A 13,160-nucleotide genomic window follows, 5' to 3' on the forward strand; every position below is an offset into this window, starting at 1 on the left:
GCGGATGCTGAACAAGGTTGATGAGCTGCGCGCTGAGCGCGACCGCCTAAAGGACAAATCGATCGCCAACGTCGCTGGACCAGCGCCTTGCTTGGCCCGCTTTCTCCCAAAGGGGACAGTCCGAGCGCCGTGCCGCGAGGCGACAGCCGGCTCGAACATCATTCCGACAAGAGCGAATTCTGTAGGGATCTCAACAAGCAAAAAGGCTGCGAATTGTCGGAATTCTGTTGAGAGCGCAGCAGAAATTCGGAGACTTCCAATCTGAGTATCGGCGAATGCCGTCCGTATCAATTTGCGAGATGCCTTACGCCAACATCTTGATAAATTCTTCCATCGATGGCTGCTGGGCGTACTGCAGCTTGAGAAGATCTTCAACTTTAAGGTTGGTATACCGCTGCAGCTGCCGCCAATCTTTGTGGCCGGTGACCAGTGCTACCTTTTCGATTGGAAGTCCTGCTTCGAACAGACGGCTCGTTCCCTCGTGACGCAGATCGTGGAAGTGCAGGTCTTCAATCTTGAGTTCATCGCATGCCCGGGTGAATGCCGCACTTACGGATCTATGGTTATGCGGAAAGACCCGCCCATAGCCTCGAGTCACGATTCGCTGCTGAAGCACGACCTCCCACGCATCATAGCCTGTTAAGTTGAGCAAAGGCACTTTCTGGTCATTTCCATCCTTGTTCCTAGGGTCCTTTCTGTCCTGAATGACCACCAGTCGTTTTTTCATGTCGACGAGCGGCCAGTCGGGTTTGCAGATCTCTTCCTGTCGTAATGTCGTTGCGACGGCAAATCTGACGATCCGCCCCATCGGTATGAATTGCCGACGATTTGTCTCGAAGTATTCGATGAGTTCGTCTAGTTCATCTTGCGTGGGCCGTCGGTCGCGCTCTTTGCTCTTTCCGACCAGATTGAGGTGAGTTAACGCGACACGTGCGAGGCGTGCTTCTTCGGCTGAGACTTCAATACCGTGCACGGCGGGCGGCGTGCGTTGTAATTGTGCGGATGAAGGACATATCGATCGCCAACGTCGCGGGGCCGGCGCCTTGCTTGGCGCGCTTTCTTCCGAACTCGATCAACCGCTCTCGATTGAGGGCGGTCAGCTTTACACTGCCGAGCTCAGTTTTCAGCGAGGTCATCACAGCAGCTTTTGATCGGCGCGGGGGCTTGCCGACTTCGCGCATGTCTTCGTCGTGCAGGTCAACCAGATCGCCAAACGTGCGAACGTTTCGGGTCACGCGCGGCTTGGACGATCCATTGCGGTCAATGTTGCGTTCCATTTCGAGCGCCCATTCTTCGCCGTCCTTGCGCCGTCGGAAGGTCTCAGCCACATAACGTGTCTTGCGACGGACTTGGACGCGCCAGTTTCCCGATGCCAATTGAGTGAAGGTCGCCACGCGTGTGCACTCCGGCTTTCGTGTGCACTATGTGTGCACCGAGAGGTCAAAACGGGTACAAACGTATGCAATTTCGGCTAGTTTGGAGTGCACACGTTCGTGCTTCATCCCATTGAGAGTGTAAGGTAAATCATTGGAATCGCAACACTATCGCTTTTCCGTGGCGCCGATGATGGATTGGACTGACCGGCACTGCCGGGTGTTCCATCGCCATCTGACGCGGCGGGCGCTGCTCTATACCGAGATGCTGACGACCGGGGCCATCATTCATGGCGACCGCGAGCGGCTGCTTGGGTTCGACGCAGTCGAGCATCCGGTCGCGCTTCAGCTTGGCGGGTCGGATCCGCGCGAACTGGCGCTGGCTGCGCGGATCGGCGAGGCGTTCGGCTATGACGAGATCAATCTTAACGTCGGCTGCCCGTCGGACCGCGTGAAGGACGGCCGCTTCGGCGCCTGCCTGATGGCGGAGCCGGAGCTGGTGGCGAGATGCGTCGAGGCGATGAAGCGTGCGGTCGCAATTCCCATCACGGTGAAATGCCGCATCGGCATCGACGACCAGGATCCTGAAATGGCGCTCGATGCGCTTGCGCGCGCGGTGGTCGCCTCAGGCTGCGATGCGCTCATCGTGCATGCCCGCAAGGCCTGGCTCAACGGTCTGTCGCCGAAGGAGAATCGCGACATCCCGCCGCTCGATTATGACCGCGTCTATCGGCTCAAGCGTGCGATGCCCGACGTGCCCGTCATCATCAACGGCGGCATCCCCGGCGTAGACGAAGCGAAAGCGCATCTCCAACACGTCGATGGCGCGATGCTCGGCCGCGCCGCCTATCAGGAACCATGGCGGCTGCTCTCCGTCGATCGGGAGATCTTTGGCGAAGCGGCCCCGCATGGGACCATGCAGGCCGCGCTCGAGGCCATGATGCCCTATATCGAGCAGCAGCTCGCGCGTGGCACGCGGCTGCATGCGATCACGCGGCATTTCGTCGGCGCATTTCATGCCGTGCCGGGCGCACGGGCCTTCCGTCGCCATCTCGCCGAGCAGGGCACGCGGCCGGGGGCCGGCTTCGATGTGCTGAGCGATGCGATCGCCAAGGTCGCATTTGGACAGGCTGCCTAGCAGATGCCCCAGTGACGCCGCCCTGTCCCAATCGCTGGGGACAGACGGCGGCGCCTGAACGCGCTAAAAGCTGATCCGGACCCGAACGGCCGCGTGAGCGCAAAGCGTCGGGGATACAGCAAGGGAGCGACGCTTGAGCACGGCGCCACGCATCGACATCGATCCTGCCGCATTCTGGGCCGATCCCTATCCAATGCTGGCAAAGATGCGCAAGGAGGCGCCGATCGCCTTCGTGCCGCAGCTCGGCTCGACGCTGCTGACCAGCCGCGACGACATCTCGATCTCCGAGAAGCAGATCGACGTGTTCTCCTCGCACCAGCCCGCCGGCCTGATGAACCGGCTGATGGGCCACAACATGATGCGCAAGGACGGCGAGGCGCATCAGGTCGAGCGCCGCGCGATGTTCCCGACGGTGTCGCCGAAGACGGTGAAGGCGCACTGGACTGCGCAGTTCCAGGCCCATGCCGACCGCATCCTCGCTTCGATCGAGCCCGGGCGGGTCGACTTGATGCGCGATTTCGCGTTGCCGTTCTCCGGCGAATGCCTGAAGTCGATCACTGGCCTCACCAATATCGGCTATGAGGATATGGACGCCTGGTCGCAAGGCATGATCGAGGGCATCGCCAATTACGCCGGCGATCCCGCGGTCGAGGCGCGCTGCCATGCCGCGACGTCCGGTATCGACGCTGCCATCGACGACATCCTGCCGGTGATGCGCAAGCATCCCGACCAGAGCATTCTCGGGGTTCTCCTTTCCTCGGGCATGTCGATGGAGAGCGTGCGCGCCAACGTCAAGCTCGCGATCTCGGGCGGGCAGAACGAACCGCGCAAGGCGATTGCCGGCACGGTATGGGCGCTCTTGACCCATCCCGAGCAGCTCGCTCTGGTTCTGCGCGGTGAAGTGACCTGGCTGCAGGCTTTCGAGGAATACGCCCGCTGGATCTCGCCGATCGGCATGTCGCCGCGCCGTATCGCAAAACCCTGGAGCATCCGCGACGTCGCCTTCGAAACCGACGAGCGCGTGTTCCTGATGTTCGGCTCCGCCAACCGCGACGAGAAGCATTTCGACCGCGCCGATGAGTTCGACGTGCGCCGCGACGTGACCAAGAGCGTCGCGTTCGGCGCCGGCCCGCATTTCTGCGCCGGCGCCTTCGCGTCCCGCGCCATGATCGCCGATGTCGCGCTGCCGACATTGTTCGCGCGGGCAAAGAAGCTCGAGCTCGCCGACGACGAGCCGGTGCGCATCGGCGGCTGGGCGTTCCGGGGCTTGCAGAACTTGCCGGTGAGATGGCTGCATTAGGCCGGCAGGCGCTTGCGCGCACCACGACGCCGTTCACTCCGCGATCATGCCATCATGCGCCTGTTTTGCCCGACGGAGCAAACCTTTTGCCTGCCGCGCAAGTTGGCTGCCGCGTAAGTCATTGATCCCGTTAGCGCCGGCTACTGTGCATGGGGTTGTTTTCGAAATTTTGAGTTCGGCACTTTGCAGCGGAGGGCCGGATCCGTGCGGCGCTCACATTCGCGTGCGAAAATAATCGCTCTGCATCGTCGCGGCCGCTTGAAAGATTAATCATGCGTACTGCCGCACGCGCAGTGCGCGCATCGCTATTTTCCTGGACGTCTCGACACCTCCGACAACCCGCACCATCATCCTCCACACGTGAACGAACAACGGCCGCACGCGGTCTGGAGTGTGGAATGCAGCGTCGTGACTTTCTCAAACTATCGATCGGAACTGCAGCCGCTGCAGCGATTGCCTCGTCTGCAACGGCCCAAGGCGCGCTGAAGGAAATTCGTATCGGCTACCAGAAGACTGGCGTGCTGGTGATCGCGCGCCAAAGGGCCGCCCTGGAAAAACATTTCGCCCCGCAAGGCATCGACGTGAAATGGATCGAGTTCTCGTCGGGTCCGCCGATGATGGAAGCGATGAATGTCGGCAGCGTGGATTTCGGTGCGGTCGGAGATTCCCCGCCGGTGTTCGCGCAGGCAGCGGGAGCGGCGATCGTTTATGCCGCGGCCCAGCCCGTCACCAACGGGCAGGGCATCCTGGTGCCGAAGCATTCGCCGATCCGCGACATCGCCGACCTCAAGGGCAAGCGCGTCGGCTTCACCAAGGGATCCAGCGCCCACAACGTCGTGGTGCAGACGCTGGAGAAGGCCGGCCTCACCTATGCCGACATCACGCCGGTCTATCTGACGCCACCGGATGCCGGCCCGGCCTTTGCCAATGGCAGCATCGAGGCCTGGGCGATCTGGGATCCGTACTTCGCGATCGGCGAGACCAAGCAGAACGGACGCATCCTGATCAATGCGCGCGAGGTCACCAAGACCAATTCCTTCTACATCGCCAACCGCGACTTCGCGAAGAATCACGGAACGATCCTGCAGCAGATCGTCGAGGTGACGACCGCGGCGGGCACATGGGCCGAGCAGCATCGCGACGAGGTCGCCAGATCGCTCGCCGCGATCACCGGCGTGCCGCTGGACATCCAGACCGTGGCGGCCAATCGCGCCAACTTCGTGGTCGGTCCCGTCACCGACGACATCGTCGCGACCCAGCAGGGTGTCGCCGACCGCTTCTACAAGCTCGGTTTGATTCCGAAGCCGATCGTCATCCGCGACATCGTCTGGCGCAACCCGGCAGCCTGATCATGCCGACCACTCTTTCCACGCATAAGGGTTTGAACATGAGGCGTATCATCCAGCGCCTGATCGCAGCCGTCATGCTGTCGATCGGCATCGTCGCCGCCGCGGTCGGCACCTCCTATGGCGAGGACAAGGTCGTCCGCATCGGTTACCAGAAATACGGCAAGCTGGTGTTGCTCAAGAGCAAGGGCACGCTCGAGCCGAAGCTGGCTGCCGCCGGCTTCAAGGTGGTGTGGACGGAATTCCCCTCCGGTCCGCCGCTGCTCGAAGCGCTCAATGTCGGCGCGATCGATTTCGGCAACACCGGCGAAGCCCCACCGATCTTCGCGCAGGCCGCCGGCGCGCCGATCCAATATGTCGCCTATGAGCCGCCGGCCCCGAAGGGCGAGGCGATCCTGGTGCCGAAGCACAGCCCGCTGAAATCCGTCGCCGACCTCAAGGGCAAGAAGATCGCGCTGAACAAGGGCTCCAACGTCCATTATCTCCTGGTCAAGGCGCTGGAGCAGGCCGGCGTGAAGTATTCGGAGATCGAGCCGGTGTTCCTGGCGCCGGCCGATGCCCGCGCCGCCTTCGAGCGCGGCGCCGTCGATGCCTGGGTCATCTGGGATCCGTTCCAGGCCGCCGCGGAAGCGGCCACCGGCGCGCGCACGCTCACTGATGGCACTGGCATCGTTGCCAACTACCAGTTCTATTTCTCCTCGAGGAAATTCCTCAATGCCAATCCCAGCATCGTCGAAGCCGTGCTCGCTGAACTGAGCGCGATCGACGACTGGGCCCGGGGCGATATCCACGCGGTCGCCGAGCAGCTGGCGCCGTCGATCGGCCTGTCCGTCCCGGTGGTCGAGGTGGCGTTGAAGCGGCAGTCCTACGGCATCAGGCCGATCACCGATGCCGTCATTGCCGACCAGCAGCAGGTGGCCGATGCGTTCTTCGCGCTGGGCCTGATCCCCAAATCCATCAAGATTTCCGACGTCGCTCGGAAGCCCGGTACGTGAGCACAATCATGAGCAAGCAATCCAACGCCAACATCCTCTGGTTTCTGCCGACCCACGGCGACGGCCGCTATCTCGGCACCGGCATCGGCGGCCGCGAGGTCAACTTCAACTATCTGCGCCAGATCGCGCAGGCCGCCGATCAGCTCGGCTATTTCGGCGTGCTGCTGCCGACCGGGCGGTCGTGCGAAGATTCCTGGATCGTCGCCTCGTCAGTTGCGCCGTTCACCGAGCGGCTGCGCTATCTCGTCGCCGTCCGCCCCGGCCTGCAATCGCCAAGCGTGGCCGCGCGCATGACGGCGACGCTCGATCGCATCAGCAATGGCCGGCTGCTCGTCAACGTCGTCACCGGCGGCGATCCCGTCGAGAACAAGGGGGATGGCATCTTCCTCGGTCATGACGAGCGCTACGAGGTCACCCGCGAGTTCCTCAACGTCTACAGTGACCTGCTCGCCGGCAAGACCGTCAACGTCGAGGGCAAGCACATCCATGTCGAAGGCGGCAAGCTGTTGTTTCCGCCGGTGCAGTCGCCGCGGCCGCCGCTGTATTTCGGCGGCTCCTCGGACGCCGGCATCGACGTCGCCGTCGACACCGTCGACAAATATCTCACCTGGGGCGAGCCGCCCGCGCTCGTCGCGGAGAAGATCGCGAAGGTGAGGGACGTGGCCGCTGCGCGCGGCCGGAAGCTCTCCTTCGGCATCCGCCTTCATGTCATTGTCCGCGAAACCAATGAGGAGGCCTGGCGCGCCGCCAACGAGCTGATCAGGCATGTCAGCGACGACACCATTGCGCTGGCGCAGAAGAACTTTGCCCGCATGGATTCCGTCGGACAGCAGCGCATGGCGCAGCTCCATGGCGGCAAGCGCGACAAGCTCGAGATCGCCCCGAACCTGTGGGCCGGCGTCGGCTTGGTGCGCGGCGGTGCCGGCACCGCACTGGTCGGCGACGCCCAGACGGTGGCGGCCCGCATCAGGGAGTATCAGGATCTCGGCATCGATAGCTTCATCATGTCGGGCTATCCGCATCTGGAGGAAGCCTATCGCTTCGCCGAGCTGGTGTTCCCGCTGCTCTCGCTGGCGCAGCCGAGCAACGTGACCCGGCTGCATTTCAACGGCGGTCCGTTCGGCGAGACGGTCGGCAGCGATTTCCGTCCGCAGCACCGAGTGTCCCAGTCATGAGCCTGATCGACAGCATCTCGCTCCCGCGCGGCGTTCGCCTGCCGCGCGTCGACGGCCTGGTCCAGTGGATCGTGCCGCTTGCCATCATCGCGATCTGGCAGCTCGCGAGCATCACCGGCTTCGTGCCGACGCGGGTGCTGCCGGCGCCGAGCGACGTCGTGCTCGCCGGCTGGAATCTGCTGCTCTCCGGCGAGCTCGTCCGCAACATCTGGGTGTCGTTCTGGCGCGCCTCGACCGGCTTCCTGATCGGCGGCAGCATCGGCTTCGCCTTCGGCCTCGCCAACGGCCTGTCGCAGCTCTCGGCCAAGCTGACCGACACCACGCTGCAGATGGTGCGCAACGTGCCACATCTGGCGCTGATCCCGCTGGTCATCCTGTGGTTCGGCATCGACGAAAGTGCAAAACTGTTCCTGGTGGCGCTCGGCGTGTTCTTCCCGATCTACCTCAACACGCTGCACGGCATCCGCACCGTCGATCCGCAGCTGATCGAGATGGGCCGGATCTACGGCATGACCGGCGGCGAGCTGTTCCGCCGCGTGATCTTCCCGGGCGCGTTGCCCTCGATCTTCGTCGGTATCCGCTTCGCGCTCGGCATCATGTGGCTGACGCTGATCGTCGCCGAGACCATCGCCGCGTCCTCAGGGCTAGGCTACATGGCGATGCAGGCGCGCGAGTTCATGCTGATCGACGTCGTCGTGCTCTCGATCCTGATCTACGCCCTGCTCGGCAAGCTCGCCGACAGCGCCTCCCGCGTGCTGGAGCGGTCGACGCTCTCCTGGCACCCCGCCTTCCAGAAACGTTGAGCAGAAATACTGGGAATCACATGCAGACAGCGCTTCGCACCTCCCTTCCCGAAACCGAGCTCGCCAGCCCCGCCAACTACGCGCCTCATGCCCGCGTGGTGCGCGAGGAGCGGCCGGCACAGACCGGCGGTCTGCCGCTCAACATCCGCGGCTTGCGCAAATCCTTCGGCCGCAACGAGGTGCTGCGCGGCATCGACCTGCACATCCCGGCCGGCCAGTTCGTCGCCATCGTCGGCAAGAGCGGTTGCGGCAAGAGCACGCTGCTGCGCCTGATCGCCGGTCTCGATAGGATCGATGCCGGCAGCATCGGCTTCGGTCAGGACATCCAGCCCGAGGACATCCGTGTGATGTTCCAGGAGCCACGGCTCTTGCCCTGGGCCCGCGTGCTCGCAAATGTCGAGGTCGGCCTCGGTCGCGATCGCGCCTCGCAAGACGCACATGTACGCGCAGAGAAAGCGTTGACGGAGGTTGGCCTCGCCGACAAGCGCGAGCATTGGCCTTCGGTACTGTCGGGCGGCCAGAAGCAGCGCGTCGCGCTGGCTCGCGCATTGGTCTCGCGCCCGCGCGTGCTAGCCTTCGACGAGCCGCTCGGCGCACTGGATGCGCTGACCCGCATCTCGATGCAGCGCCTCTTGGAGCGCGTCTGGCGCGATCAGGGCTTTACCGCGATCCTGGTCACCCATGACGTCTCCGAAGCGGTCGCGCTGGCGGATCGCGTGCTCGTGATCGAGGAGGGCCGCATCGCCCATGACGTCGTGGTTAACGCAGCCAGGCCGCGCCGGCGCGGCTCGGTCGAACTCGCAGACCTCGAAGGCTCGATCCTGCACCACCTGTTGTCGGCGGATGATCGTACCTAAATAAAGGGAACCCCGCTTCGGGGAGCAATGCCATGAATGTAGTGCCTCGCGATCTCATGACTGAAACCCCCGTCTCGTCCGCCGATTTCCGCGGCGCCATGCGCCATCTCACCGGGGGCGTCAGCGTCATCACCGCCGGCAGGGGCAAGGACATCACCGGCATGACGGTGACCTCGGTGACCTCGTTGTCGGTCGAGCCTCCGACGCTGCTGGTCAGCATCAACCGCGACGCCTCGTCCTTCCCCTTGATCCGGCGCCACGGCGCCTTCGGCGTGAACATCCTCAACGCCGACCAGCTCGACGTGGCCGAGCGTTTTTCCGGCAAGGGCGGGCTGAAGGGCGCCGATCGTTTCAAGGGCGCCACATGGGTGACGGCGGTCTCGGGCGTGCCGCTCCTGGCCGGCGCGCTGTCGGCCTTCGATTGCGAGGTCGAGGAGATCGTGGAGCGCCACTCGCACGGCATCGTCATCGGCCGTGTCAGGGACATCAAGAGCTCGATGCGTACCGCGGCGCTGGCCTATTGGCACGGCCGCTACGTGGCGGTCGACCAGGACGAAGACGCCGCAAGGCTCGCCGATGTCAGCCTTCCCGCGCACGGCCGGCGCGGCGTTTGATCGCCGCGGGCGGGCGCGCGGGCTGGCCTTTTCCGCCTCATCGCTCTAGAAGCGCCCAGAGCCTCCCGTTTCGGGCCGGCCATGGAGCGGATCGATGAAGCGCATCGCGACCTTCGCCTTCTACGCCGTCGGTGCGCTCGCGATCGCCTATCTCGCGCTCTACGCCTACGCGATGTTCTCGGGCCAGCCCGTGATCATCCCCGGCGATCCCATTCACATCTTCCGCAAGCCGGATGCACCGAGTTATTCGTGATATTTCGTAGGGTGGGCAAAGCGAAGCGTGCCCACGACTTCTGTCCGACGAGGGCAATGGTGGGCACGGCGCAAGTGCGCCTTTGCCCACCCTACGGCACCGTCATTCATCCCCGCAAAATCGCCAGCGCCAGCGCCTGCGCGCGTGGCACGATGCTATCGACCTCGAGATATTCCTCCGGCGTATGCGCGAGCCCGCCGACCGGGCCGAGGCCGCAGATGGTCGGCGTGCCGACCGCGGCGGTGAAGCCGGAATCGGCGCAGCCGCCGGAGAACTCGCCCTGCAGCGTGGTGAGGCCGACCTGCCGTGCGGCCGCCTGATAGTTCTCGAACAGCGTCTTTGAATCCGCGCTCTGCACCACCGGCACGAACTCGCCCTTGATCGTCAGCGTTGCGCTCGTGCCCGGCACGTAGGAGGTCGCGACGATCTTCTCGATCGCGGCCATGATCCGTGCACGATCGGCCGGATCGACATAGCGCAGGTCGATCTGCCCCTCGGCGTAGGGCGCCGTGGTGTTGACGGACTGCCCGCCCGAGACCAGGCCGACATTCAGCGTGATGCCCTTGTCGAGATCGGTCAGCGCGTGGATCTGCACGATCTTGTGCGCGAGCTCGCCGATCGCGCTGATGCCCGCGGCGAAGTTGGCGCCGGAATGCGCGGCCTTGCCGGTGATGCCCAGATGCATGAAGATGCCGCCCTTGCGCCCCGTGACGACGTTGCCGGTGGGGCGGCCGGGCTCGGAATTGAACACGGCGCGGGCGGAGCGGCCTTCGCGCTCGATCACGGGCCGGGACGAGGGCGAGCCGATCTCCTCGTCCGAGGTGATCAGCAGCTTGATCGGATGCGGGTTGCCGCCGAATTTGTGAAAGGCGGTTGCGACGAACACGTTCATGACGAGACCGGACTTCATGTCGGCGACACCGGGCCCGTAGGCGCGGCCATCCGTGATGGTGAAGGGACGGCGCCCGGCCTCGCCCTTGCCGAACACGGTGTCGCGATGCCCCATCAACAGCACCGGCTTTTCGTTGCTGCCGGGCTTTGCCACCTCGGCATGGATCGCGTCGCCGAAGGTGGCGTTGGCCTCGCGGCGGCTCGGAATGCCGTGCTCGGCAAAATGCCGCTCGAACCGCGCACCGACCGCATCGACGCCCTCCTTGTCATAGGAACCGGAATCGATGTTCACGACATCGCGGAGCAGATCGATCATCGCCTGCTTCTGCGATGCCAGCCAGTCCGTGATTTGAGCTTCAGACATGTTTACCCTCGCGTGGTTGTCGCGAGCGGTTATAGGACTTTGCGCGCGGACGTCCTAGTCGTGCGGCGCGATCCCGGTATGCGGCGAGTGCTTTCGACGCCGTCATTGCGAGCGAAGCGAAGCAATCCAGGCTTTGATCGCGGAGGCAGGCTGGATTGCTTCGTCGCTACGCTCCTCGCAATGACGGAGGCGAATGTGCACTCTTCCAAACAAAATGCCCGGGACCAGGCCCGGGCATCCGCATCCTCGATATTCGCAGAAAGCCGCTTACGCCCCCATCGCCGGCATCCGCGGATATTCGCCGGGGGTGCCCGCCGGCGGGATCGGGATGCCGCCGTCGGAATATTCGTTGAGCTTGTTGCGCAGCGTGCGGATCGAGATGCCGAGGATGTTGGCGGCATGGGTCCGGTTGCCGAGGCAGTGCTTCAGCGTCTCCAGGATCAGGTCGCGCTCGACATCCGCCACGGTGCGCCCCACCAGCGCGCGCGTCACCTGCTCGGCGGCCATCGTGGCGTGGGCGACGGCGGGGGGCGTCTTGGCGAGGTCGAGGCGGTCGCCGTCCGGCGTGATGATGGCGTCGGCACCGATCTCGTCGCCCTGCGCCATCAGCACCGCGCGGTGCATGGTATTTTCGAGCTCGCGGACGTTGCCCTGCCAGCGGTTGGCCGAGAGCACGCGGCGCGCTTCCGCCGAGATCGGGCGCAGAGGCACGCCGTTGGCCTCGGCGTATTTCTTCACGAAATGCTGGGCGAGCTCCAGGATGTCGGCGGGGCGCTCGCGCAGCGGCGGGATCTTCAGGTTCACGACGTTGAGGCGGAACAGCAGGTCTTCGCGGAACGTGCCCTCGCGCACCGCTTCCGCGAGGTTGCGGTTCGAGGTCGCGATGATGCGGATGTCGACGGGGACAGGCTTGGTGCCGCCGACGCGGTCGATCACGCGTTCCTGGATGGCGCGCAGCAGCTTGGATTGCAGGCGGACGTCCATCTCCGAGATTTCGTCGAGCAGCAGCGTTCCGCCGGTTGCCTCCTCGAACTTGCCGATGCGGCGGGCAATCGCGCCGGTGAAGGCGCCCTTCTCGTGGCCGAACAGCTCGGATTCCAGGAGATGCTCGGGGATAGCGGCGCAGTTGATCGAGATGAAGGGACGCTTGGCGCGCGTCGAGCGGGTGTGGACGTAGCGGGCCAGCACCTCCTTGCCGGTGCCGGACTCGCCGGTGATCATTACCGAGGCGTCGGAGCCCGCGATCTGCTGCGCCAGCTTGATCACCTTCGCCATCGCCTCGTCGCGATAGACCAGCTCGCGGGAATCGTTGGCGACGGCGGCCAGCACCGCGGCGATCAGCTCGGGGTCGGGCGGCAGCGGGATGTATTCCTTGGCGCCGGCATGGATCGCGGCGACCGCGGCGCGGGCGTCGTTGGTGATGCCGCAGGCGACGATCGGGGCGTGGATGTGCTCGGCCTCGAGCCGCAGCACGAGGTCGCGGATGTCGAGGGCGACGTCGACCAGCAGGAGGTCGGCGCCCTTGCCGCCGCGCAGCACCCGCATCGCCTGCTCGTGATCCTCGGCGTGGGTCACGGTGGCGCCGTTCTCCATCGCGATCTTGGTGGCGGTGGTGAGCTGGCCCTTCAATGTGCCAACGATGAGAAGCCGCATGTCAGTCTCCTGTCCGTCTGGTCGCGCTGCCGCGCGTCATTCCTTATTAGCTGCGTTCGGTCTTGATGATTTCGGTCATGGTCACGCCGAGCTTGTCCTCAACCAGGACGACTTCCCCGCGGGCGACCAGCTTGTTGTTGACGTAGATGTCGATGGCTTCGCCGACGCGGCGGTCGAGCTCGAGCACGGTGCCGGGCCCGAGCTTCAGGAGCTCGCTGACGTCCATCTTGGAGCGGCCGAGCACGGCCGAGACCTGTACCGGCACGTCGAACACGGCCTCGAGGTCGGCGGCGGCGCGCGCCGCATATTCGTCCTCGTTGTAGCCGACGTCCGTGCCGGTGGGCGGCATCGGGCCGTTGAGATCGGGCAGCGGGACCTGTCCGTCGGTGTCGCTCATG

The 13,160-nt window shown here is 64.5% G+C and carries 14 protein-coding genes; 9 read left to right on the forward strand and 5 right to left on the reverse strand.

The window, feature by feature from the left end:
- Positions 1-304 precede the first annotated feature (304 nt).
- Both D6B98_RS40725 and D6B98_RS40730 read right to left on the reverse strand, forming a co-directional pair.
- The gene (locus D6B98_RS40725) at positions 305-973 is read right to left on the reverse strand and encodes a site-specific integrase (RefSeq protein ID WP_245481193.1); all 669 of its coding nucleotides are present in this window, start codon (positions 971-973) and stop codon (positions 305-307) included.
- Positions 960-1,394, reverse strand: coding sequence for a hypothetical protein (locus tag D6B98_RS40730; RefSeq protein ID WP_245481194.1), 435 nt, complete (start codon positions 1,392-1,394; stop codon positions 960-962). Before D6B98_RS40730 ends, D6B98_RS40725 begins: the two co-directional genes overlap by 14 nt.
- Before the next feature lie 169 nt (positions 1,395-1,563).
- Between D6B98_RS40730 and dusA the strand changes: the two genes are divergently transcribed.
- The 9 genes from dusA to D6B98_RS39635 all read left to right on the forward strand — a co-directional run bounded on the left by dusA (position 1,564) and on the right by D6B98_RS39635 (position 9,854).
- Positions 1,564-2,511 (forward strand): tRNA dihydrouridine(20/20a) synthase DusA, encoded by a 948-nt coding sequence (gene dusA, locus D6B98_RS00115; RefSeq protein ID WP_245481196.1) that lies wholly within the window; start codon positions 1,564-1,566, stop codon positions 2,509-2,511.
- Between the two features lie 133 nt (positions 2,512-2,644).
- On the forward strand, positions 2,645-3,811 hold the full coding sequence (locus D6B98_RS00120) for a cytochrome P450 (protein WP_126254934.1): 1,167 nt from the start codon (positions 2,645-2,647) through the stop codon (positions 3,809-3,811).
- Between the two features lie 398 nt (positions 3,812-4,209).
- Positions 4,210-5,160, forward strand: coding sequence for a sulfonate ABC transporter substrate-binding protein (locus tag D6B98_RS00125; protein WP_126254935.1), 951 nt, complete (start codon positions 4,210-4,212; stop codon positions 5,158-5,160).
- A gap of 38 nt (positions 5,161-5,198) precedes the next feature.
- On the forward strand, positions 5,199-6,152 hold the full coding sequence (locus D6B98_RS00130; RefSeq protein WP_126254936.1) for a sulfonate ABC transporter substrate-binding protein: 954 nt from the start codon (positions 5,199-5,201) through the stop codon (positions 6,150-6,152).
- Between the two features lie 8 nt (positions 6,153-6,160).
- Positions 6,161-7,327: an FMNH2-dependent alkanesulfonate monooxygenase gene (gene ssuD / locus D6B98_RS00135; protein WP_126254937.1), complete on the forward strand. Its 1,167-nt coding sequence runs from the start codon at positions 6,161-6,163 to the stop codon at positions 7,325-7,327.
- Positions 7,324-8,130, forward strand: a complete 807-nt coding sequence (gene ssuC, locus D6B98_RS00140; RefSeq protein WP_126254938.1) for an aliphatic sulfonate ABC transporter permease SsuC — start codon at positions 7,324-7,326, stop codon at positions 8,128-8,130. The genes ssuD and ssuC overlap by 4 nt, the downstream gene beginning before the upstream one ends.
- Positions 8,131-8,150: 20 nt before the next feature.
- Positions 8,151-8,987, forward strand: a complete 837-nt coding sequence (locus D6B98_RS00145; protein WP_126254939.1) for an ATP-binding cassette domain-containing protein — start codon at positions 8,151-8,153, stop codon at positions 8,985-8,987.
- Positions 8,988-9,019: 32 nt separating this feature from the next.
- Positions 9,020-9,601, forward strand: a complete 582-nt coding sequence (locus D6B98_RS00150; protein WP_126254940.1) for a flavin reductase family protein — start codon at positions 9,020-9,022, stop codon at positions 9,599-9,601.
- Between the two features lie 94 nt (positions 9,602-9,695).
- Entirely contained in the window at positions 9,696-9,854 is a 159-nt protein-coding gene (locus D6B98_RS39635) for a hypothetical protein (protein WP_164718287.1), read from the forward strand.
- A gap of 106 nt (positions 9,855-9,960) precedes the next feature.
- On the opposite strand, the gene D6B98_RS00155 is transcribed toward D6B98_RS39635, so the two are convergent.
- The 3 genes from D6B98_RS00155 to fliN form a co-directional block, all read right to left on the reverse strand.
- Positions 9,961-11,109 carry a M20 family metallopeptidase gene (locus tag D6B98_RS00155; protein ID WP_126254941.1) on the reverse strand — a complete coding sequence of 383 codons (1,149 nt, stop codon included), beginning with the start codon at positions 11,107-11,109 and terminating at the stop codon, positions 9,961-9,963.
- Between the two features lie 267 nt (positions 11,110-11,376).
- Positions 11,377-12,762, reverse strand: coding sequence for a sigma-54-dependent transcriptional regulator FlbD (gene flbD, locus D6B98_RS00160; RefSeq protein ID WP_126254942.1), 1,386 nt, complete (start codon positions 12,760-12,762; stop codon positions 11,377-11,379).
- 46 nt (positions 12,763-12,808) lie between these two features.
- Positions 12,809-13,159 (reverse strand): flagellar motor switch protein FliN, encoded by a 351-nt coding sequence (gene fliN, locus D6B98_RS00165; protein WP_018318401.1) that lies wholly within the window; start codon positions 13,157-13,159, stop codon positions 12,809-12,811.
- Position 13,160: the final 1 nt, after the last annotated feature.

This window comes from Bradyrhizobium sp. LVM 105, assembly GCF_003957705.1.
Taxonomy (GTDB): domain Bacteria; phylum Pseudomonadota; class Alphaproteobacteria; order Rhizobiales; family Xanthobacteraceae; genus Bradyrhizobium; species Bradyrhizobium frederickii.